We start from the raw sequence: 22,118 nt of genomic DNA, 5'->3' as shown, positions 1-22,118 counted from the left end.
GGCGGTACGGCGTACGGGCCGCTCGGCTACTGCGAAGTACAGGGTTGTCGTTCCATCCCGGTAACGCCGAGTGGCCGGTCCTGCCGTGTGGATGGCTCTACAACTAGGCTGCGTGCATGAGTTACCCCTCAGGAGGCCCGCCCGAGTCGCCGCAACCCGCGGTGGAGGCTGTCGGCGTGCCCGGACAACCAGGCTCGCGGCAGCCGGAGCCGAACCGGCTCGGTACCCACCCGGTGCCCGGCCAGCGGCGGAACCAGAGCATCCTGATCGGGGTCGTCGTCGCGGTCGCCTTCGCGATCGCCGGGCTGGGCATCTTCGCGATCGTGGCGAAGTCGACCGGCGCCAGCGGGTTCATGTGGGGCCTGGTCTTCGCGTTCATCCCGGTGGTACCGGTGATCGCGCTCTACCTGTGGCTGGACCGTTATGAACCGGAGCCGGCCAAATACATCCTGACCGCGCTGTGCTGGGGCGCCTTCATCGCGACCCTGGCCGCCATCTTCATCAACACCCAGGCGTCCGAGTGGCTGCACGAGACCGGCAGCGGTGGCAGCCGGGCCGCGGTGTTCGTGGCGCCGCCGGTGGAGGAGTTCGCCAAGGGCTCGATCATCGCGTTGCTGGCGCTGCTGCGGCGCAAGGAGTTCGACGGGATCATCGACGCCCTCGTCTACGCCGGCATGGTCGGCGTCGGCTTCGCCTTCACCGAGAACATCCTGTACTACGGCCGGCTGTTCCATCAGCTGTCGGAGGAGTCGGGCAGCGACGCCGGTCTGCGCGGGACGTTCTTCCTCTTCGTGTTCCGCGGCGGGATCTCGCCGTTCGCGCATCCACTCTTCACGTCGTTCACCGCGATCGGGATCGGGATCGCCGTCCGGCATCGCAGTACCGTCGTGCGGTATCTGGCGCCGATCGTTGGGTATCTGGCCGCGGTCCTGGCGCACGCGTCCTGGAACGGTGGGGCGAGCCTGTCCGGTGGCGGCGGCTTCCTGATCGTGTACCTGTTCCTGATGTTCCCGATCTTCATCGCGATGTTCATCTTCGCGCTGGTGATGCGGTCGCGGGAGGGGCAGATGATCGCCTCCCGGCTGTACGACTACGTACGGTTCGGCTGGCTGGCGCCGCAGGACGTGCCGTTGATCGCGACGCTGCGCGGGCGCAAGGCGCTCCGGCAGAACGCGAAGCGGTACGGTCCGCAGGCGGCCGCCGCGGCCAAGGCGTTCCAGCAGACCGCGACGGAGCTGGCCTACCTGCGAGACAAGATCGTCCGCCAGGTGATCGGGCCCGACGCGCTGGTGACGGAGAAGGAGCTGCTGGACGAGCTCCGGGCCCGGCGACCCAGCGTGCCGTTCCCACCGATGCCGGCGTTCGCGCAGGCGGTTGTCCCGCAGGGGGCTCCGCAGTACCCGGTCGGAGCGCCTCAGGGGTATCCGGTCGCTGGACCGCAGGGTCCGGCCGCTGGGCACCCGGGTGTTGGACCGCAAGGCCAGCCGTACCCGGCGGGCGGACCTCCGGGGCAGCCGTACCCGGCTGGCGGGCCCCAGGGCCAGCCGTACCCGGGGACTGGGCCGCAGGGCCAGCCGTACCCGGGCAGCGGGCCGCAGGGCCAGCCGTATCCGGCGGGTGGGCCGCAAGGTCCGCAGTACCCGGCGGGTGGGGGCCAGGGATCGCCGTACCCGGGTGGGCCGCAGGACCCGCAGTACCAGGGGAGTGCCCCGCAGGGGGCGCAGTACCCGGGTGGCGGGGCGCAAGGGGCGCCGCAGCCGGGAGGGGCTGGATATCCACCGGGAGAGGCGGGTTATCCGCCGCCTCAGCCGGGGTATCCCTCCGGGCAACCCGGCTACTCAGCGGCCCAGCCCGGTTACCCACCGGGGCCCCCTGGACCGTCCGGAACCCCGGGAGGATACGGTCCGTATCCACCGTCGCAGTGACTGCCACCCGTCCACGCCGCCAAACGGGGATGAAGATGACTTTGCTTCTGCGCTGTCCGACCGGGCACTCTGTGCTCGTGGGCGGTAGCCGTGGCTGACACCAGGCCAGCTGGTGAGGGTTCGGAGCGTTCGGGAGAGCCGAAGGTTCCGGCCCAGGATCAGCCTGTCTCCGAACTGGCCCGGCTGATCGCCGAATCCGATGCCAAAGGCAAAGGTTTCTGGCGCCGCCGCAAACGCAAGTCCGCCAGTACTACGGCCGCGCCCACCCTCCCCCCAGAACCAACCGCCCCCTCAGCGGCCCCCAAGCCCACCACCCAGACGGACGCCCCGGCCACCGACGCCAAGCTGTCGGACGCCAAGGCGACCACCCCCGAGCCGACGGACGCCAAGGCGACCGACGCCGAACTGGCGGACGGCAAGGCGACCGACGCCAAGCTGACGGACGAGAAGACGACGGACGCTCACCCGGCCGACGCCGAGGCGACGGACCTCCAGCCGACGAGCGTCGACCCCGCGGTGGCGACGTCCACCGAGCAGCCTGCGGTCGAGACGTCCGCTGACCCGGCAACAGACAAGTCCACGCCGGAGAAGCCGGCCGACCCGACAACCGACGGGTCGGCCGACAAGCCTGCCGACCCCGCCGCCGACGCGACTGCCGTGACCGCTGACGCGACCGCCACCCCCGACGCAACCGCAACGGGCGCAACCGGCGACGCCTCCGCGACCGGCGCGACCGGAGATGCTTCCGCGACCGGCGGCGCGGACAACTCACCCGCGGACAAGAACAAGGCCGCCGAAGCCGCACCCACCACCGGCGCCACGCCCACCGACCCGACAGCCGTCGACTCCACCGAAGCCGACTCCACCAACGCCGAGCCGACCGACGCCGAGCCGACTGGCGCGCAGGCAGTTGACGCCGAGCCGGCCGACGTGCGGGCAGCTGACCCTCAGGCGGCTGACGGTCAGGTCAGCGGTGCGCAGGTAGCCGACGGCGAGTCGGCGACGGCTCAGTCGACCACCGATCAGCCGACCGACGGCCAGCCAGTCGACGGCGGGCAGTCGGTTGTTGTGGGGAAGTCGGCTGGCGAGCAGTCCGCAGAGCAGTCGTCGGCGCAGGTACCGGCTGCCGATGAATCCACCGCCCCGCCCACCGAGGAACCAACCGATGGACACGCAGCGGCCGAGCCCGAATCCGCCAGCGCGGTGACCCTGACCGCAGAGGAAGAGGCGGCCCGCCCGAAGGTCGGCGTCGTCTACGAGCCGGACGAGTCGGCCGAGGGCTTCCCCCTCGAGTACGGCGACATCATCATCGGTCTGCCCAAACAGCCAGGCGCCACCGAAGAGCCCACAGCCCTCCGCGACGAAGCAGACGCCGAACTAGAAGCCGTCTCCGCCGCCGAAACCGAAGCCGCCGAATTCGAAGACGAGCCAACCGCCGACGCACCAGCCGAGACCGACCCTGAGCCCGATGCACCGCAGGACGCAGAGCCGGCTGCCGAGGTACCGGCTGAGCCTGACGCCGAAGCTCCAGCTGAGTCTGAGGTCGAAGCTCCGGCTGAGCAGGCAGACGCTCAGGTTGAGCAGGCTGATGCTCAGGCTGAGTCCGAGCCTGATGCACCGCAGGACGCAGAGCCGACTGCCGAGGCGCCCGCTGAGTCTGAGGCCGAAGGTCCTGCAAGCCCGACAGATGTTGTGGACGACCAGGATGCCGATGGCGACGCCGAGACGTCCGCGGATGCTTCGACCGATGCCGATGCCGATGCCGATGCCGATGCCGATGCCGATGCCGATGCCGATGCTGGTGGTGACAGCGATGCCGGTGCTGAGGCTGACGCCGAGGGTGCTGTTGCAGACGCAGGTACCGAGGTAAGCGAAGCTCCTGCAGAGTCCTCGGAGGGAGACGCTGAGCCTGCCGGTGACGCGGAGGCTGGCGGTGAGTCGGCGGAGGGCGCTGACACAGAGCAGCCTGCCGACGCTGAGGGGGAGCAGGACGCCGAGGCTGATGTGGTCGCCGGGGCGGTGGATGAGGTTGTGCGGGAGAGGTCTGCTGAGGAGGTGGCTACTGAGCAGGCGGCTATGGCGTTGATTACGGCGTTGATGAAGCTGCGGGGCGCCTTGGCTGCCAGTCGGTTGCCTATTGATGTGGTGGGGGCTGACGAGGCCCGCCAGCAGCAGAAGGCGATGTTGGATCAGCTGGATGACTACGTGCTGCCGCGGTTGGTGCAGCTCGAGGCGCCGGTGCTTGCGGTGGTTGGTGGTTCGACCGGCGCGGGCAAGTCGACGCTGGTGAACAGCATCATCGGCCAGGTCGTCAGCGAGCCGGGCGTACTGCGCCCGACGACCCGCTCTCCAGTCTTGATCCACAACCCGGCCGACGCCGACTGGTTCACCAACGACCGGGTACTGCCCGACATGGCGCGCTCCAGCGGTGACAGCCCGGGTGGGATGGAGGATCCCGGGCAGATCCGCCTGGTCGCCGCCGACACCATCCCGCAGGGCCTAGCCATCCTCGACGCCCCGGACATCGACTCGGTCGTCGAGGCCAACCGTGACCTCGCCACCCAGTTGCTCGCGGCCGCCGACCTCTGGCTGTTCGTCACCACAGCCGCCCGGTACGCCGATGCCGTCCCGTGGGAGTTCCTGCAGAGTGCGTCAGACCGCAGTACCGCGGTAGCCGTGGTGCTCGACCGCGCCCCGTCCGACACGATCGACGACATCACCGGCCACCTGGCCCAGATGCTGCTCGAGCGTGGACTCGGTGACTCGCCGCTGTTCAGCATCAAGGAGACCGTTGTCGACGGCAACGGAATGTTGGCCAGCGAGGTCGTTGCCTCGATCAAGGACTGGCTGATCGACCTGGCCGCCGACGCCGAGGCGCGTTCGGGCGTCGTACGGCGTACCCTGCAAGGCGCCGTCACCGCGATGACCAAGAAGACGCCGGCCTTCGCCAAGGCGGTCAGGGCGCAAGCGGACACCGTCGTGGAGCTACGGTCGACTGCCGAAACGGCGTACGACCAAGCCGTTCAGGACATCGCCAAGGCGACCACGGACGGCACGATGTTGCGCGGCGAGGTGCTCGCTCGCTGGCAGGAGTTCGTCGGTACTGGCGAACTGCTCAAGGGTCTGCAGACCAACGTCGGCCGCCTGCGCGACAAGGTCCGTACTGCGGTAGTCGGCGACCCGCCGCCGACGCGGGACCTCAAGGACGCGATCGAGTCGGGCCTGGAGTCGTTGCTGCGCGAGCACGCTGCGGCCGGCGCCGAGCGGGCCGAGGCGGCGTGGCAGGCGTCGGCCCCTGGTCGCCAGTTGCTCGCGGCCGGAGACCCCGCGATGGGTGGAATGTCCGAGGGCTTCCCGGACGCGGCGGGTCGCGTGGTGCGGGAGTGGCAGGAGAGCGTGTTCGAGCTGATTCGCGAGGAAGGCGCCGACAAGCGCAGTACGGCGCGAATCCTTGCGTACGGCGAGAACGGCCTCGGCCTGGCCCTGATGATCTCCATCTTCGCCAGCGCCGCGAGCGTTCCGACCGGCTCGAAGGCCGCCACCGGAGTCGGTACGGCCGTGGTCGGACAGCGGCTGCTGGACGCGGTCTTCGGCGAAGAGGCGGTTCGCGGGCTGGCCGCTAAGGCCCGGGACGATCTTGACGCTAGAGTTCATGCGTTGATGGATGCCGAATTCGCCCGCTACCTGGCTGTGCTCGACCAGCATCCGGTCGATCCCGATGCACCCAGGCAACTGACGGAGGCCGCGCGCGCGGTGGAGGACTGCACGTGACGGGAACTGTGGATACGGTCAAGGGCCTGACGCGAGGCGCTACCGATGTCCTGACGAAGATCGAGGCCGTCGAGGACGCTGCCGAGGCCGGCCGCGGACGGCTCGACCAGGTGGTCTTGAGTGAGGCGTCGCAGATCGTGGACCGGGCCAGTCAACGGCTCAGGATGTCCGGCGATCTGACCGTCGTGGCGCTGGCCGGTGCGACCGGTTCGGGCAAGTCGTCGCTGTTCAACGCGCTGACCGGGCTGGACCTGGCCGCGATCGGGACGCGGAGGCCGACCAGCTCGATGCCGCTGGCCTGCGTGTGGGGCGAGGAGCCGGCCGGTGAGCTGCTGAACTGGCTGGGCATCCCGCGCCGGCACCAGGTGCAGCACCGCAGCTCACTCGAGGACGCGCACTCCGAGGACCTCGACGGGCTGGTCCTGCTGGACCTGCCTGACCACGATTCCACCGAGGTCGAGCACCGGCTCATCGTCGACCGGCTGGTCGAGCTGGTCGACGTACTGGTCTGGGTGGTCGATCCGCAGAAGTACGCCGATGCCGCGCTGCACAACCGCTACATCAAGCCGTTCGCTTCGCACTCATCGGTGATGGTGTTCGCGCTGAACCACGCCGACAAGCTCACCGATGCCCAGCGCGAGAGCTGCCTCACCGACCTGACCCGGCTGCTCAAGTCGGACGGTCTCAAGAACCCGCAGCTGGTCGCGACGTCCGCGATGAGCGGCGACGGGCTGGACGACCTGCGAGACCTCCTGGTCAAGCGGGTCAGTGCGAAGCGGGCTGCCCGCGAGCGGCTCGCTGCCGATGTAGATCGCGTGGCGGACCGGATGGCCAGCCAGTGCGGCAACGCGAAGACGCCGGAGATCGCCCAGGCGGACATCACCGAGCTGGTGGACGCGCTGTCGGACGCTAGCGGTCTACCGGTCGTTGTGGAGGCAGTACGCCGGTCCTACTTGCAGCGGGCAACTGCTGCGACCGGGTGGCCGGTCACCAAGTGGCTTGCTCGCTTCCGGCCGGATCCGTTGCGGCGCTTGCATCTGGACCAGGTGCCCCGCCAGCAAGGCAAGGCGCTGCGCAAGTCGGCCTCCAACGAGGTATCGATCGCACGCTCTTCGTTGCCCGCGGCAACGCCGGTGCAGCGGGCCCGGATGGACACTGCCGTCCGGACCATCACCAACAAGGCTGCTGCCGGGCTGTCCCGCCCCTGGGCGGATTCGGTCCGTACTGCGATCCGCAAGCGCGAGGAGTCCCTCGGAGACGAGCTGGACCAGGCAGTGGCTCGTACGGACCTGGGCGCCAACAACAACCCGGGCTGGTGGGCCGCGGCGCGGTTCCTGCAGTGGCTGCTGTTCCTGGTGGCGCTGGGTGGAGCCGTCTGGCTCGTACTGGCCGCCTTCCTCGAGGGCGTGACGCTGCCGGAGTGGGAGGGCATCCCGTACGCGACGATGATGCTGGTCGGTGGAGCAGTCCTCGGAGTGGCGCTCTCGATCGCCTGCCGCCTCTTCGCCACCAGCGGCGCCAACCGGCGGGCTCGCCTGGTCGCCAAGGCGCTCCGCACGGAGCTGGAGAAGGTCGCCGACAGCCATGTCGTCGCTCCGGCTCGTGAGGAGCTCGACGCTTACACCATCTGCCGCGACAAGCTGGCCACCGCCCGCAGCTAGTTGTTCGTGCTGGGGTCGCAGAGGGCTGCTGTGATGGCTTGGGTCAGCCAGGCGGTATAGCGATCGAGGGACCAGCGGCGTTGCAGGACGAGTAGTTCGTACTGCTCTACGGCGATGTACGTCCACAGCAGGTCGCGTACTTCGGGGTGGTCGATACCGGCGCGGAGCTGGCCGGTGTCGACCAGGTGCCTGGCCATCATCTCCATGCCGGTCAGGCGCTCGTCCAGCAGCTTCTGCCAGACCTCCTCCAGGGTGTCGTCGGTGTGCCGGCCGTCGCGGATGAGGATCTGCACCTTGGCCGACTGCTCCTGCCGGTGCGCCAGCCCTGGTACGTAGAGGGCGATCTTCCGGCGTACGTCCGGCTCGGCCTGGATGGCCAGGGATTCGGGCCGCTCGGCGACTGGTACCGGCTCGTCGTCGCCGGCGAGCACCTGGTCGAAGACTGCCTTCGCCAGCGCCGCCTTGGTCCCGAAGCCCTTGTAGACGCTCTCGGCCGACACACCTGCCGCCTTGGCCACCGCCGCGATCGTGGTCGCCCTGAAGCCCTCCTGCTCGAACAGCTCACGCGCGGCCAGTACTACCGCCCGCTGCCGGGCGCGGGCGCGCTCCTGCCGCCCGGAGGCGTCGTATGTCCTCTTGACTTCCGTCATGCACCGATCCAATATTTTGGAGACAGTCCAACTGTATCTAATTTGGGAGGGGCAATGAACACCGACCTGGGATCCATCGTGATCAGCAGCATCCTGGCCATGGCCGACGGTAGTCCGGCCGACTTCGAACAGCTCGTCCACCCGGCCGCGGTGGATCGGGAGAACCTGGTGCAGCCGCCCTCGTCGCGGGTGCCGGGGCCGGCTGGGTTCTACTCGACGGCGCTGTGGCTGCGGGGCGCGTTCGCTGAGCTGGGGTACGAGATCCACCACTCGATCGTGGACGGCGACCTGGTCGCGGTGAACTCGACGATGAGCGGGCGGCATGTGGCGCCGTTCGTCACGTACGACGCGGCGGGGGAGATCGATGCGGTGTTCCCGCCGACGGGCAGGACGTTCGCGGTGACCCAGTCGCATTGGTTCCGGGTCGATGGCGGCCAGGTGCTGGAGCACTGGGCGAATCGGGATGATCTGGGTCAGGCTCGACAGCTGGGTTGGGTGCCGCCTACGCCGATCTACCTGTTACGGATGGCCCGGGCAAAGACGGCGGCCAAGCGCTCGCTGGCTGGCTGATGCGGTTGGCCGGCGTCTCGTAGTACGGGTGGCTCGTTAGAGGTAGTCGTCTGCGGAGGAACCTGGGGCGAACTGGGTGGCTGAGGCCTCGGTGGCGGCCCGCAGCTCTTCCGCGGAGACCAGGCCGGAGTCGCGGAGTGCCTTGACCCAGGCGTGGATCGACGCCTTGTTGAACTCGATGACCTCGGGGGAGTTGGCCATCTCCTGCGGGTCGTGATGCTCCTCGAGCTTGCCCTCGACGTACAAGGCGAGTCCGAGGAGGGCGCCGTCCCAGCCGGGGCCGACGTAGAGCGCTCCGCTGGCGCCACCGAAGTCGGCGGGGACTGAGTGGTCCATCTGAAGCTCGGTGGATTCGCCCTCCTGGCTCAGGCTGATCTCGACCAGGCTGGTCGGTCCGCCGAAGCTGACCTTGAATCTCTGTGGTGGTTCGCATTCGAGGATCTCGCCGCCGGCGTTGCCCTCCAGCTGGAAGCTGCCGCCGACCTTCAGCTCGCCGGTGATCGGCATCATCCAGCGGCGGATCCGGTCCGGGTCGGTCAGTGCGTCCCAGACGTCCTCGACCTCGGCTTGATAGGTACGCCGGAGCGTCACGCGGACCTCTTCGCCGGTCTGACTCACCTGGCGCTGGATCGCGGCGATGTGCTCGAGGATGTCGATCACTGGTCTGGCCTCTCGGTTCGTGGTCGTCTTCGGTGGGACCAGAGTGCCGGGTTCGGCTTATATAAGTAAAGGCTGAAATATAGTTTTCCCCAGGCTGGAAAGTCGTTCCCGGAATCGGGGCGTCAGCGGGCACCTTCTCTGGTGACAGCACAGATGCGACTCGAGGAAGGCGGAGGACATGAGCATCAGCGATACCTATCTGGCAGTGCAGGGGTGGATCGGCAGCGACATCCGGTACCGGGAGGTGTCCGAGAGGGTGCCGGTGGTGACGTTCCGGCTGGCCACCACGCCGCGGCAGTTCGACCGGAGCTCCGGCGGCTGGATCGACCGGCCGACGAACTGGTTCACCGTCGAGTGCTGGCGGGCGCTGGCGACGAACGTCAAGCAGTCGATGGAGCGCGGCCATCCGGTGGTGGTGACCGGCCGCTTCCGCACCAACGAGTGGCGGGACGAGGAGGGCACGCCCAGATCCCAACTGATCCTGGAAGCCTTCGGCGTAGGCCACGACCTCTCCCGAGGCACGGCGACCTTCGTCAAGTCCCCACCTCGCGCCCAACTCCAGGACGTCCCAGCCCTCGATCAAGATCTCGCAGCCGACCAACCTCCGGAATCTCAAGCCGCCTAGCGCACGCCCTTGAGCGGGCTCGTGCGAATTGGGTGGCCGTTCGCGACGGGAGCGGGTTGGCTGGACCGAGTCATGTGCAAACCGAGTTGCGTGGAACCTGAAAGGAATCTCGATGGCCGATTCGCAGATCCTGGCGATGGGCGGTGGCGGCTTCTCGATGGAGCCGGACAACCCGTTGCTCGACGACTACCTGCTCTCGCTGGCGCCGGCGGGTCGCAAGCCGCGGGTCTGCTTCGTGCCGACGGCTAGCGGCGACTCCGACGGCTACAGCGAGAAGTTTCTCGCCGCCTTCGGGCCGGAGCGGGCCGAGGCGACGGTGCTGTCGCTCTTCAATCGCACCGTCGCCGACCTCGACGCGTTCGTCCTGGAGCAGGACATCATCTACGTCGGTGGCGGGAACACCGCGAACCTTCTGGCGGTCTGGCGCGTTCACGGTCTCGACGTCGCGCTCGCGAAGGCCTACCGAGAGGGCGTGATCCTGGCCGGGATCAGCGCCGGCATGAACTGCTGGTTCGAGGCCTCGGTGACCGACTCGTTCAACATGAACGCCCTGGACCCCCTATCCGACGGCCTCGGCCTGCTCCCCGGCAGCGCCTGCCCCCACTACGACGGCGAAGCCCTCCGCCGCGGCACCTACCTCGCCCTCATCCAAAACGGCTTCCCCGCTGGCTACGCAGCCGAGGATGGCGCAGCCCTCCACTTCACCAACGGCGAACTGACAGCCGTAGTCACCTCCCGCCCCCAAGCCACCGCCTACAAACTCACCCCAGGCCCCACCGCCCCCACCGAACACCCCCTACCCACCACCTACCTCGGCCCACCCGCCTAACCCAACCCCCAACCACCCGCTCTCGGCGTATTCGCGAGCGGCCAACTTGGGTCCGCGCATATCCGCGAGGTCGATGCACCCGCGAACCGGAGTACCGGCGTACCTGCGAGGCCGAGGCAACGGAGTACTCGCGTCCCGGAGTGTCGGCGCGCGCAGTCGGTGTACCGGAGCCGGAGTAGTCGCGGACTCGGCGTATCGGAGTAGCTGTGCACCCGGCGTACCGGCGAACTCGGGTGCTGTGCCCGCGTTGTGAGTCAGGTGCGTGGGAGTAGTCGCGGAACGATGCATCGGGTGCCGGAGTGCGCGCGGCCCGGCGTATCGGAGTGCTCGTGTGCTGGTCGAGGTGGGTGGCCGGGTTTCGCGAGTTCGGTGCAGCCGGGCGCTGGAGTACCTGCGGAGCCGGAGCGGCGGAGTGCTCGCGGGGCGGCGTGCTGGAGTGTCTGCGAGGTTTGGCGTCAGGTCGCCGGGTGGGGTTGGAGATGTGGGTCACAGGGGGACCGCTCGCTGGTGGGGGTGTGAGGGCGGATTGGGGGTGGGTGGGGGTTGGGACATAGGCTCTGGGGTATGGCGGAATTCATCTACACCCTTCGCAATGTCCGGAAGGCGCATGGGGACAAGGTCGTGCTCGACGACGTCACCTTGAACTTTCTGACCGGCGCGAAGATCGGCGTGGTCGGGCCGAACGGTACCGGCAAGTCCTCGTTGTTCAAGATCATGGCGGGGATGGATCAGCCCAACAACGGTGAGGGGCGGCTGGCCGAGGGCGCGACGGTGGGGATCCTGTTGCAGGAGCCGCCGTTGACCGAGGGCAAGACCGTGCTGGAGAACGTCGAGGAAGGGGTCGGCGACACCAAGAAGAAGCTCGACCGCTTCAACGAGATCTCCGCCGAGCTGGCCGATCCGGACGCTGACTACGACACCCTGCTCACCGAGATGGGCGACCTGCAGACCGAGCTGGACCACCGCAACGCGTGGGACGTCGACGCTCAGCTGGAGCAGGCGATGGACGCGCTGCGCTGTCCGCCACCGGACGCGCTCGTCGACAACCTGTCCGGTGGTGAGCGCCGCCGGGTCGCGCTGTGCAAGCTGCTGCTGCAAGCGCCCGACCTGCTGCTGCTGGACGAGCCCACCAACCACCTGGACGCCGAGTCCGTGCTGTGGCTCGAGCAGCACCTGCAGAAGTACGCGGGTGCCGTGCTGGCGATCACCCACGACCGGTACTTCCTGGACAACGTGGCCGAGTGGATCCTGGAGCTCGACCGCGGCAAGACCTACGGGTACGAGGGCAACTACTCGAAGTACCTGGAGACCAAGCAGCAGCGGCTGGTCGTCGAGGGCCAGAAGGACGCGAAGCGGGCCAAGATCCTGGAGCGCGAGCTCGAGTGGGTCCGGTCGAACGCGAAGGCCCGGCAGACCAAGAGCAAGTCCCGGCTCGCCCGGTACGAGGAGCTCGCGGCCGAGGCCGAGCGGTCCAAGCCCCGCGACATCGACGAGATCAACATCCCGGCGGGTCCGCGGCTGGGCAGCACCGTGCTCGAGGCGAACAAGCTGGAGAAGGGCTTCGGCGATCGCAAGCTGATAGACGGGCTCAGCTTCTCGCTGCCGCGGGCCGGCATCGTCGGCGTCGTCGGCCCGAACGGGGTCGGCAAGTCGACGCTGTTCCGGATGATCGTCGGCGAGGAGACGCCCGACAACGGCAGCCTCAAGCTCGGTGAGACGGTCCGGATCTCGTACGTCGACCAGTCGCGCGGCGGCCTGGATCCGAAGAAGACGGTCTGGCAGCAGGTCTCCGACGAGCTCGACTACATCAAGGTCGCGAACTTCGAGATGCCGAGCCGCGCGTATGTCGCGTCGTTCGGCTTCAAGGGTCCGGACCAGCAGAAGCCGACCGGCGTACTGTCCGGCGGTGAGCGGAACCGGCTGAACCTGGCCCTGACGCTGAAGATGGGCGGCAACCTGCTGCTGCTCGACGAGCCGACCAACGACCTGGACGTCGAGACACTGCAGTCGCTCGAGGACGCGCTGCTCGAGTTCCCCGGTTGCGCTGTGGTGATCTCCCACGACCGGTGGTTCCTCGACCGCGTGGCGACCCACATCCTCGCCTGGGAAGGTACCGACGAGGACCCGTCGAAGTGGTTCTGGTTCGAGGGCAACTTCGCCGCCTACGAGGCGAACAAGATCGAGCGCCTCGGCGCCGAGGCGGCCCGCCCGCACCGCGTCACCTACCGCAAACTCACCCGCGACTGACAGCAACCGAAGCGCCCCTCACCGCCCAGCCGGTGAGGGGCGCTTCGCACGCCGGAGGCCGGGCCGGGGCCGGGTCGGGCCGGGTCAGCGCGGACTCCCAAACAATCGGCGCAGCCCGCGGGGCCGGGGCGGTAGCGGCGGAGGCGGTGGCGGATGGTGTCAGGTGGTGGTGTTGGGGTGGGTGAGCTCGAGGTCGTAGGCGAGGATCACCGCCTGGATCCGGTCGCGGGCGTTGATCTTGGCCAGGACTCGGCCGACGTGGGTCTTGACGGTTGATTCCGACAGGGACAGGCGGTCGGCGATTTCGGTATTGGTCCAGCCGCGGCCGATGGCGATCAGGATTTCGCGTTCTCGGTCGGTGAGGGTGCGGAGGCGGGGGTTGTCCTCGGCGGGCATGGTTCGGGTCGGTAGGTGGTGGACGTAGGCGTCCAGGAGGCGGCGGGTCAGGGCGGGGGCGATGATGGCGTCGCCGGCGGCTACCGCGCGGATGCCGGCCAGGAGTTCCTCGGGGTGGGCGTCTTTCAGGAGGAAGCCGCTGGCGCCGGCGCGGAGGGCCGAGTGGGCGTACTCGTCCAGATCGAACGTGGTCAGGACGAGAACCCGCGAGCGGCCACCGTTCGCGACGATCTGGCGGGTCGCCTCGATGCCGTCCATGCCGGGCATGCGGACGTCCATCAGTACGACGTCGGGGCGGAGTTCGGCGGCTTGACGGACCGCCTCGGAGCCGGTCGATGCCTCGCCTGCCACCTGGGTGTCGGGGACGGACTCCAGCAACATCCGGAACCCGAACCGCTGCAGAGGCTGGTCATCCACAATCAACACGGTCGTCACGAGACACCCACAGCCGGCGTCAGGTCTAGGTCGGTGTGGATAGTCCAGCCGCCGCCGGGGCGAGGACCGGCGGTTACCGTTCCGCCATACAGGGCGGCGCGTTCCTTCATGCCGATGAGGCCGTGGCCGTCTTCGGAGGGATGGGCGGCGAGGGGCAGGGGTGGGCCGGTGTCTTCGATGTGGACGCGTAGCTGGTGGTCGACGACGGCCAGGGAGACTTGGGTCGCGGTTTCTGGGCCGGCGTGTTTGAGGGAGTTGGTGAGGGCCTCCTGCACGATCCGGTACGCCGCCAGCTGCACACCCCGGTCCAACGCGTCGACATCGCCCGTCGTCCGATAGACCACGCCAGGACCGGCAGCGCGAATCCGCCCGCACAGCGAGTCGATGTCGGCCACCCCAGGTTGGGGACTGAGCTGGGGAGCATCGGAGTGCTCGCGCAGCGCACCGAGCATCCGCCGCAGCTCACTCATCGCCTGCCGCCCGGTCTCGCCGATCAGCTGCAGCGCCTCGGCGCCTCGCGCAGGACTCACCCCGGCCGCGTAGGCGCCACCATCGGCGAGCGTGATCATCACCGACAGGTTGTGGCCGACGATGTCGTGCATCTCCCGCGCCACCCGGGCTCGCTCCTCCGCGGCCGCCAGTTGGCTGCGCTGGTCCCGCTCGATCTCGAGCTGAGCCGCGCGATCGCGTAGCCCGGCCACCTGGGCCCGTCTGATCCGGACCACGAGTCCCAGCGCTACGGCCGCCGTCGCGGCGGCGAACAGGAAGAAGAGCGGCTCGCCCACGGTGGTCACCTTGGAGATCCGTACCGCGATCACCGTCAGCACGGCGACCATGATCGCGCCGGCCCAGAGCAGGCGCTGCAACCGGCCGTGCAGCGTCAGGCTGTAGAGCGCGACCAGCAACGCGATGTCCGCCCGGAGGAACGACCCCTGCAGCCATTGCAGCGCGAACACTGACGCGATCACGACGAAGGCGGCGAAGGGTGCCCGTCGACGGAAGAACAGGGGCAGGACGAGACCGGCCTGGAAGGCGAGCATGCTGCCGAACGGCAGAGCGGGGAAGAGCTCGCCCACTTCGCGGTGATCCTGGCCGGGGACGAGATCCGGCAAGCAGAAGACCACGAAGACCAGCAGCACCACGAGGGTGTCCAGGACCCAGGGGCGTCGGCTGTCTGTCTGACGCAGGCGGGCACCCGTGCGGCCGAACCGCACTACGAGGTGGTTCTGCCACAGCGGGTCGCTCAGGGAGCTGCTGGTCATGGTGTTCACCTGTCCATTGTTGCCACGCGGTCAGACGTCGGCGCGCTTCAGTCGCCAGGCGGCCGCGGCCAGGAACGCGACGGTCCAGGCGGCGAAGACGAGGAAACCGTTGGTGGGCGACAGGGTGTGCGGGGCCTGCTCCAGGGCGAACATCGAGCTGCCGGCGGTACCCGGCAGGTACGGCTCGATGTTGTTGTGCCAGGCGGCCGGGAGCAACGAGATCAGGCCCGGCACCAGCATCAGGGCTGCCACCAGGACCGAGATGCCGCCGGCGATCGAGCGCAGCAGGGCACCCAGGGCGGCGCCCATCACCCCGACCAGGCCCAGATAGACAGCCGCGCCGAGCAGGCTGCGGACTACGCCGGTGTCCGAGAGCGTCAGGGCGGCCGGCGTACCGGACAGGATGCTGCTGCCGATCAGGAACGTGACGAAGACAGCAGGCAGGGTGACGACGAAGGCGACCACGCCGAACGCTGCGGACTTCGACCACAGCACCGGCAGACGCTTCGGTACTGCGGCCAGCGTCGAGCGGATCATCCCGGTCGCGTACTCGCCCGCGGTGACCAGCACGCCCAGTACTCCGATCGCCAGCTGAGCGAAGGTGGTACCGAACAGCGAGAGGTCGAGCACGGTGGCGCCGGCGAAGTCCGGATCCGGCTGGGCGCTCGCGTAGCCCGACTTGTACCGCAGCGCGCCGATGATGCCGAAGGCAACCAAGAACAGCAGGCCGACCCCGAGCGTGATCCAGGTCGAGCGCAGCGACCACAGCTTGGCCCACTCCGACCGCAGCACGCGCAACCCGGTGACCCGGTACTGCGGCTGTGGTGACGTGATGACGCTCATGCGGCCACCTTCTCGGAGAGGTGGGCGTGGTACTCGACGGAGTCCTTGGTCAGATCCATGAACGCCTGCTCCAGCGACACGGTCTTCGACGTGAGCTCGAACAGTGCGATCCCCGCCGCGGCCGCCGACGTACCGATCTCCCGAGCCGTCAGCCCGCTCACCTGCAACTCCTCCGAACCTGCCTGCCCGGTGATGTCGACGCCTGGCCCGGCCAGCACCTCACGCAGCCGCCCTGGATCGCCGGTCGCCACGGTCACGCTGTTTCCGTCGGCCTGGCGGACCAGCTCCTCGACCGTCGTATCGGCGAGCAACCGGCCGCGGCCGACGACGATCAGGTGGTCGGCGACGAGCGCCATCTCGCTCATCAGGTGCGACGAGACGAACACCGCCCGGCCGTCGGCGGCCAACCCGGTGAGCAGATTGCGGATCCAGAGCACACCGTCGGGGTCGAGTCCGTTGACCGGTTCGTCGAGCATCACCGTGTGCGGGTCGCCGAGCAACGCGGCAGCGATGCCGAGTCGCTGACCCATGCCGAGCGAGAACGCCCCGGCGCGTTTCTTCGCGACCGACTGGAGCCCGGTCATCTCGATCACCTCGTCGACCCGGCGGCGCGGAATGCCGTGCGTGTACGCCTGCGCCATCAGGTGGTCGAACGCGGACCGGCCCGGGTGGATCGACTTCGCCTCCAGCAGCGCGCCGACTTCCTGCAGGGGTGCGCGGTGGTCGGCGTACCGGCGTCCGTTGACGAGGACCGAGCCGCTGGTGGGCGCGTCCAGGCCGAGGATCAGCCGCATCGTCGTCGACTTGCCCGCGCCGTTCGGGCCGAGGAAGCCGGTCACGCTGCCCGGGTGGACGGTGAAGTCCAGCCGGTCGACCGCAGTGGTCTCCCCGTAGCGCTTGGTCAGTTGGTGTGCCTCGATCATCGCGTGGTCCCTCGACTCCGGGTGCCGGGCTTCCCGGCAACCTCGGTACCAACGCTAGGAACGGCGACGGCGCCAACCGTGGTACCGGAGCCTGATTTCCTGGCGGCCCGTGGCACCCCGGTACTACCCGGCGATCAGGCGGTGTCGACTGGCTGGGCGTTGTCGATCGCGTCGGCCAGGAAGGTGGAGATCACTCGCAGCTCGTCGTCGGAGCGGGTGGCGAGGACGGATTGCATGCGGCGGCCCTGTTCGGCGTACAGGGGGGCGAGCTTTTCCTGGATCGCCTCGAAGGACGGGGTGACCAGGACCTTGCGGCGGTCGTTGGGGTCGGGCTGGCGGGTGATCAGGCCGATGCCCTCCAAGCGGTCGATGACGCCGGTGACCGTACCGGAGGTGAGGCCGGTGTGTTCGGACAGCTGCCGTGGGGTCAGCGGGCCGTGCGACTGCAGCAGCGTCATGAACTGGGAGTCGCTCCCGCCCAGGCCGACCTTGGCCGAGACGGCGTGGTTGAACAGGATCACGTCCGCGATGAAGCGGACCATCCGTTCCTGCAGCTCGGCGGCCAGCTCTCCCCGGGTACTCATCACAGACCTCCACGAACGACGGACTTGCATTTCTCTCGGATCTCCAAGATACTCGGCTAACCAAGATATATGAATGGCCGAGATACTCGAAGATCCGAGACAATCGTAGTGGAGGCGAGACCGATGAAGGTGCTGGTGATCGGTGGCGGGACCGGCGGGCTGGCGCTCGCCCACGGGCTGAAGCGGGCCGGCATCGAGGTGCGCGTCTTCGAGCGCGACGTACTGCGGACCGACGGGCTGCACGGCTACCGGGTCGGGATCGACCCCGACGGCAGCCGGGCGCTCAGCGTGTTGCTGCCCAAGGAGCTGTTCGACACCTTCGTCGCGACCAGGGCCGGCGACCCGAAGTACTTCAACATGGTCACCGAGGACCTCGAGGAGGTGCTCTCGATGGAGCTGCCGCCGGTGACCGACCCGATCGAGAGTGAGAAGTCGATCAGCCGGATGACGCTGCGGCAGGTGCTGCTGACCGGACTGGAGGACGTGGTCGAGTTCGGCAAGGAGTTCGTCCGGTTCGAGCAGCAGGGTGAGGTCGTCACGGCGTACTTCGCCGATGGCTCGTCGGAGACCGGCGATCTGCTGGTCGCCGCGGACGGCTCAGGCTCGCGGGTACGCCGGCAGTACCTGCCGCAGGCGAAGACCGAGGAGACCGGGATCGTCGCGATCGCCGGCAAGCTGCCGATCACGGAGGAGAGCGCGAAACTCGTCTCGCCAAAGGTGTTCGAGGGCATCACGATCGTGAACGCGCCGCACGGCTGGGCCTGCATCCTGCACGTGATGGAGTTCCAGTGGGACCGGGACGGCAAGGTCAAGGAGGGGATCGGCGGCAACACCGAGGAGCTGATCCGGCGGTGGCCCGGCTTGCAGTTCGACAACACGCGGGACTACATGAACTGGGGACTCTCCGCGACGGCGGACAAGCTGCCGGCCAACGTGATGGAGCTTCGCGGCCAGGAGCTGATCGAGGTCGCGCTGAAGTCGACGCCCGGCTGGTCGCCGAAGTTGCGGCGGCTGTTCGAGCTGACCGATCCGGGGACGTGCTTCCCGGTCAACATCTGGACCTCGGTGCCGGTGGATCCCTGGCCGACCACCAATGTGACGTTGATCGGTGATGCGATCCACACGATGACGCCAGGGCGTGGGGTTGGCGCCAACACGGCGCTTCGCGACGCGCTACTGCTCTGCCGGAAGCTGATCGAGGTGAGGGACGGGCGCAGTGGGCTGATCGAGGCGGTTGCGGAGTACGAGAGGGCGATGATCGAGTACGGCTTCGACGCGGTGCTGAAGTCGCGGGCTCAGATGACATCCGCCGACCCGATGCACAAGCCGGTGATCGGGCGGGTGGTGCTGGCGGGCATGCGTACTGCGATGCGCGCCGTCAACCACCTGCCACCGGTGAAGCGCCGGATGCAGCAGTCGATGATGGCCTACCGCGGGGCTGACCGCGATGAGACCACCTTCGAGATCACCCCGCCGGTGACGTGACCGCGGAGATCCAGGCGTCGGCGAGCATCCGCTGCCCGGCGTACGTCGGATGGATGCCGTCCCAGATCCAGTGTGCGGCGGGTGATCGAGTCGCCCTGGAAGACGACCTGAGCACCCGTCGGGAAGCCGAGATCAGCGCTCAGCGCTGGCCGATGTGCTCGGAGACGGCGTCGAAGACGCGGCCGAGGGCGGCGAAGTCCTCGGGGGAGACCAGGTCGACGAGGTTCTCCCGGACGCCCTCGACGTGGTAAGGCGCCGCTTGCTCCAGGAGTGAGAAGCCGGCCTCGGTGAGCTCGGCCCAGACGCCGCGCTTGTCGCTCTTGCAGGACGTACGGCGAACCAGTTCGGCTGCCTCCAGGCGGCCGACCGTGTGGGTCAGACGGGACCGGCTCTGGTGCAGCCGGTCGGCCAGCTCGGCCATCCGGAGGCGGCGCTCGGGCGCCTCGGAGAGCCGGACCAGGATCTCGTAGTCGTTGATGCCCAGGCCGAACTGTCGGAGATCGTCGTCGAGTTTGGCCATCAGGCGCGCAGTGCCCAGCAGGTAGGCGCGCCAGGCCACCTGCTGCTCGGAGTCAAGCCACCGGGTCTCAGTCGTCATCGTCACCCGAACAGTGTACCGGGAATGTAGTTGACTTTTAAATAGTTCATATCTACTGTCGACGTCGTTGGTTGAAGTTTTAACGAACCTCGACTGCGACGCCCCCATAGCTTCCCGGTTTGTGAAAGGACCCCCTACATGAGCACCGCCACCACCACGATTCCCGGCCTGGTGTCCGGAACCTACGCACTCGACGTCGCGCACACTGAGATCGGCTTCACCGTCCGGCACCTGATGACCAAGGTCCGCGGCACCTTCGAGGAGTTCGCCGGCGAGATCGTCGTGAAGGACTCGCTCGAGGAGTCGACCGCCAACGTCACCGTCGAGCTCGGTTCCGTGCACACCCGGAACGCCCAGCGTGACGGCCACCTGCGCTCCGGCGACTTCTTCGACGCCGAGAACAGCCCGAAGATGTCGTTCGCCAGCACCGCCCTGAAGCCGGAGGGTGACGACTACATCCTGGCCGGCGAGCTGACCATCAAGGACGTCACCAAGCCGATCGAGTTCGCCGTCGAGTTCCTCGGCGTGGAGCAGAACGCCTACGGCCAGACCATCATCGGCTTCGAGGCCTCGACCTCGATCAGCCGCAAGGACTGGGGTATCGACTTCAACGTCCCGCTGGAGGGCGGCAAGCTCCTCATCGGCGACAAGGTCGACATCCACCTCGACGTACAGGCTGCCCTGCAGGCCTGATCTGTACTACGCAACGCGACGAGGCCCGGCTCCCCGAGGGGAGCCGGGCCGCGGTGCGTTGCGCGGAGACCCGGTGATGTCGCGTGCTGGGCGGGCGGGCCGCCGGGCTCCGTGCCGTGGCGCGGGCGCCTACGCCTGGACCATGCGCAGGGCTAGGTCGGCGTACGTTGCGCCTAAGGCTTCGGGGGAGGCTCGGCGGGTGGGGTCGTACCAGCGGGCTACGTCTATGGAGAGGGAGAGCACCGCCAGCGTGGTGCCGGGGAGGTCGGGGACTGCGAAGGTGCCGTCGGCTACTCCGTCGGCCAGGACCGTCTCGATCAAGGACGAGATGGCTCGGCGGATGGTGGCTACTTCGGTGAAGTGTTCGGGGGAGAGGGCTGCGAGCTCGTACTGGACGACGCGGGCGATCGTGTGGTGTTCGGCGTGCCAGGCGGTGAAGGCGGCGACCATGGCGCGCAGGCGGTCCGCTGGAGTGTCGGCGGTGTTGGCCGCGGTCAGGATCTCCAGCGCGGCGCGGTGTCCGTACAGGCTGATCTCGAAGAGCAGGCGTTCCTTCGACGGGTAGTGCACGTAGAGCGCCGCGGGGGACATCCCGGCCCGGGACGCGATGTCGCGCGTCGTCGTGGCCTGGAAGCCACGCTCGGCGAAGGCGTCGATGGCGCCGGTGAGGAGCCGGCGGGCGGCTGCGGGCTGGACGTGCTCCCAGACGAGGGGGCTGGTGACTGCGGACACGTTGACACCATGCCCTAAGTTCGCGAAGCTAAGCAAGCGCTTAGCCATCAGTCTTACGTCTCGGGAGGCCCCACGATGGAACGGATCATCTTCAACGAGGACCACCACGCCTTCCGGGCCAGTGCCAAGGAGTACTGCGACCGCTCGCTGGTACCGCGGATGGAGCAGTTCCTCGAGGAGAAGACGATCGAGCGGGCCGCCTGGCTGGAGGCCGGCAAGCAGGGCTTCCTCGGCCTCGACGTACCGGAGGAGTACGGCGGCTCGAGCGTCGGCGACTACCGGTTCAACCAGGTGTTCGCCGAGGAGGTCTCGAAGGTCTCCGCCTCGCTGTCGAGCTGTTTCGGCATCCACTACGACTGCGCCGCGCCGTACTTCGTCGACCTCGGCACCGAGGAGCAGAAGCAGCGCTGGCTGCCGAAGTTCTGCTCGGGTGAGTACATCGCCGCGATCGGGATGACCGAGCCGTCCGGCGGCTCCGACCTGGCCGCTCTGAAGACGACCGCGAAGAAGGCCGACGGCGGCTGGGTGCTGAACGGGTCGAAGACCTTCATCACCAACGGCGACATGGCCGACCTCGTCATCGTCGCCGCCCGGACCAACCCGGAGAAGGGTGCGAAGGGCATCACGCTGTTCGTGGTCGAGGAGGGCATGACCGGGTTCGCCCGCGGCCGCAAGCTCGACAAGGTCGGGCAGACCGAGTCCGGCACGTCGGAGCTGTTCTTCGAGGACCTGTTCGTCCCGGACGAGAACGTACTCGGCCAGCTCGACCGTGGCTTCATCCACATGATGGAGCGGCTGGCCCAGGAACGGATCGGCGCCGCGGTGTCGAACATCGCGCACGCGACCCAGATCCTCGACGAGACGATCGAGTACGTGAAGCAGCGCAAGGCGTTCGGTCAAGCGGTCGGTTCGTTCCAGTACAACAAGTTCCTGATCGCCGAACTCGTCACCAAGGCCGAGGTGACCCAGGCCTACGTCGACAACGCGGTGGTCGCGCACGACGAGGACCGGCTGTCGGCTGTGGACGCCGCCAAGGCGAAGTGGTGGAGTGCACAGGTACAGAACGAGATCCTCGACGCTTGTGTCCAGCTGCACGGCGGCTACGGCTACATGAACGAGTACCGGGTCGCCCGCGCCTGGCGGGATGCGCGCGTCACCAAGATCTGGGCCGGTTCGAACGAGATCATGAAGGAACTCATCGGCCGCGATCTGGGCCTCTGAAAGGAATC

At 68.2% G+C, this 22,118-nt stretch carries 19 protein-coding genes; 10 read left to right on the top strand and 9 right to left on the bottom strand.

Annotated features, from left to right (window positions below; translation table 11 throughout):
• Positions 1-116: 116 nt before the first annotated feature.
• From AB0M15_RS29080 to AB0M15_RS29070, 3 genes are all read left to right on the top strand, one after another.
• Entirely contained in the window at positions 117-1,925 is a 1,809-nt protein-coding gene (locus AB0M15_RS29080) for a PrsW family glutamic-type intramembrane protease (RefSeq protein ID WP_363824631.1), read from the top strand.
• Between the two features lie 90 nt (positions 1,926-2,015).
• A complete protein-coding gene (locus AB0M15_RS29075; protein ID WP_363824629.1) occupies positions 2,016-5,696 on the top strand; it encodes a dynamin family protein in 3,681 nt (1,226 codons plus the stop codon).
• A complete protein-coding gene (locus AB0M15_RS29070) occupies positions 5,693-7,357 on the top strand; it encodes a GTPase (RefSeq protein ID WP_363824628.1) in 1,665 nt (554 codons plus the stop codon). Before AB0M15_RS29075 ends, AB0M15_RS29070 begins: the two co-directional genes overlap by 4 nt.
• Here the strand turns inward: AB0M15_RS29070 and AB0M15_RS29065 are convergent.
• Complete coding sequence (locus AB0M15_RS29065) at positions 7,354-8,007, bottom strand: helix-turn-helix domain-containing protein (RefSeq protein ID WP_363824625.1); 654 nt, start codon at positions 8,005-8,007, stop codon at positions 7,354-7,356. The genes AB0M15_RS29070 and AB0M15_RS29065 overlap by 4 nt on opposite strands.
• A 54-nt stretch (positions 8,008-8,061) precedes the next feature.
• On the opposite strand from AB0M15_RS29065, the gene AB0M15_RS29060 reads away from it, so the two are divergent.
• On the top strand, positions 8,062-8,577 hold the full coding sequence (locus AB0M15_RS29060) for an ester cyclase (protein WP_363824624.1): 516 nt from the start codon (positions 8,062-8,064) through the stop codon (positions 8,575-8,577).
• Positions 8,578-8,613: 36 nt separating this feature from the next.
• On the opposite strand, the gene AB0M15_RS29055 is transcribed toward AB0M15_RS29060, so the two are convergent.
• Positions 8,614-9,237, bottom strand: coding sequence for an SRPBCC family protein (locus AB0M15_RS29055; protein ID WP_363824622.1), 624 nt, complete (start codon positions 9,235-9,237; stop codon positions 8,614-8,616).
• Between the two features lie 178 nt (positions 9,238-9,415).
• Here AB0M15_RS29055 and AB0M15_RS29050 point away from each other — a divergent pair, with 178 nt between their 5' ends.
• The 3 genes from AB0M15_RS29050 (at position 9,416) to ettA (ending at position 12,938) form a co-directional block, all read left to right on the top strand.
• On the top strand, positions 9,416-9,862 hold the full coding sequence (locus tag AB0M15_RS29050; RefSeq protein ID WP_363824620.1) for a single-stranded DNA-binding protein: 447 nt from the start codon (positions 9,416-9,418) through the stop codon (positions 9,860-9,862).
• 112 nt (positions 9,863-9,974) lie between these two features.
• Positions 9,975-10,691 (top strand): peptidase E, encoded by a 717-nt coding sequence (locus AB0M15_RS29045; RefSeq protein WP_363824618.1) that lies wholly within the window; start codon positions 9,975-9,977, stop codon positions 10,689-10,691.
• Between the two features lie 564 nt (positions 10,692-11,255).
• Entirely contained in the window at positions 11,256-12,938 is a 1,683-nt protein-coding gene (gene ettA, locus AB0M15_RS29040) for an energy-dependent translational throttle protein EttA (protein WP_363824617.1), read from the top strand.
• Positions 12,939-13,097: 159 nt separating this feature from the next.
• Here ettA and AB0M15_RS29035 read toward each other — a convergent pair whose 3' ends face one another.
• The 5 genes from AB0M15_RS29035 to AB0M15_RS29015 form a co-directional block, all read right to left on the bottom strand.
• Positions 13,098-13,760, bottom strand: coding sequence for a response regulator transcription factor (locus AB0M15_RS29035; protein WP_363824884.1), 663 nt, complete (start codon positions 13,758-13,760; stop codon positions 13,098-13,100).
• A 5-nt stretch (positions 13,761-13,765) separates the two neighbouring features.
• Entirely contained in the window at positions 13,766-15,031 is a 1,266-nt protein-coding gene (locus AB0M15_RS29030; protein WP_363824616.1) for a histidine kinase, read from the bottom strand.
• A gap of 30 nt (positions 15,032-15,061) precedes the next feature.
• Positions 15,062-15,874, bottom strand: a complete 813-nt coding sequence (locus tag AB0M15_RS29025; RefSeq protein ID WP_363824615.1) for a hypothetical protein — start codon at positions 15,872-15,874, stop codon at positions 15,062-15,064.
• Positions 15,871-16,797: an ATP-binding cassette domain-containing protein gene (locus AB0M15_RS29020; protein ID WP_363824614.1), complete on the bottom strand. Its 927-nt coding sequence runs from the start codon at positions 16,795-16,797 to the stop codon at positions 15,871-15,873. Before AB0M15_RS29020 ends, AB0M15_RS29025 begins: the two co-directional genes overlap by 4 nt.
• A gap of 134 nt (positions 16,798-16,931) precedes the next feature.
• On the bottom strand, positions 16,932-17,381 hold the full coding sequence (locus AB0M15_RS29015; RefSeq protein WP_363824613.1) for a MarR family transcriptional regulator: 450 nt from the start codon (positions 17,379-17,381) through the stop codon (positions 16,932-16,934).
• Positions 17,382-17,504: 123 nt separating this feature from the next.
• Here AB0M15_RS29015 and AB0M15_RS29010 point away from each other — a divergent pair, with 123 nt between their 5' ends.
• Positions 17,505-18,866 (top strand): NAD(P)/FAD-dependent oxidoreductase, encoded by a 1,362-nt coding sequence (locus tag AB0M15_RS29010; protein WP_363824612.1) that lies wholly within the window; start codon positions 17,505-17,507, stop codon positions 18,864-18,866.
• 139 nt (positions 18,867-19,005) lie between these two features.
• Here the strand turns inward: AB0M15_RS29010 and AB0M15_RS29005 are convergent, their stop codons facing one another.
• Positions 19,006-19,464, bottom strand: coding sequence for a MarR family transcriptional regulator (locus AB0M15_RS29005; protein WP_363824880.1), 459 nt, complete (start codon positions 19,462-19,464; stop codon positions 19,006-19,008).
• Between the two features lie 138 nt (positions 19,465-19,602).
• On the opposite strand from AB0M15_RS29005, the gene AB0M15_RS29000 reads away from it, so the two are divergent.
• A complete protein-coding gene (locus AB0M15_RS29000) occupies positions 19,603-20,157 on the top strand; it encodes a YceI family protein (protein WP_363824611.1) in 555 nt (184 codons plus the stop codon).
• Positions 20,158-20,286: 129 nt separating this feature from the next.
• On the opposite strand, the gene AB0M15_RS28995 is transcribed toward AB0M15_RS29000, so the two are convergent.
• Positions 20,287-20,889 (bottom strand): TetR/AcrR family transcriptional regulator, encoded by a 603-nt coding sequence (locus AB0M15_RS28995; RefSeq protein WP_363824610.1) that lies wholly within the window; start codon positions 20,887-20,889, stop codon positions 20,287-20,289.
• A gap of 75 nt (positions 20,890-20,964) precedes the next feature.
• On the opposite strand from AB0M15_RS28995, the gene AB0M15_RS28990 reads away from it, so the two are divergent.
• On the top strand, positions 20,965-22,110 hold the full coding sequence (locus tag AB0M15_RS28990; protein WP_363824609.1) for an acyl-CoA dehydrogenase family protein: 1,146 nt from the start codon (positions 20,965-20,967) through the stop codon (positions 22,108-22,110).
• Positions 22,111-22,118: the final 8 nt, after the last annotated feature.

Source organism: Kribbella sp. NPDC051718, from assembly GCF_040681515.1.
Lineage (GTDB): Bacteria > Actinomycetota > Actinomycetes > Propionibacteriales > Kribbellaceae > Kribbella.
This window is presented reverse-complemented; position numbering and strand designations above follow the sequence as displayed.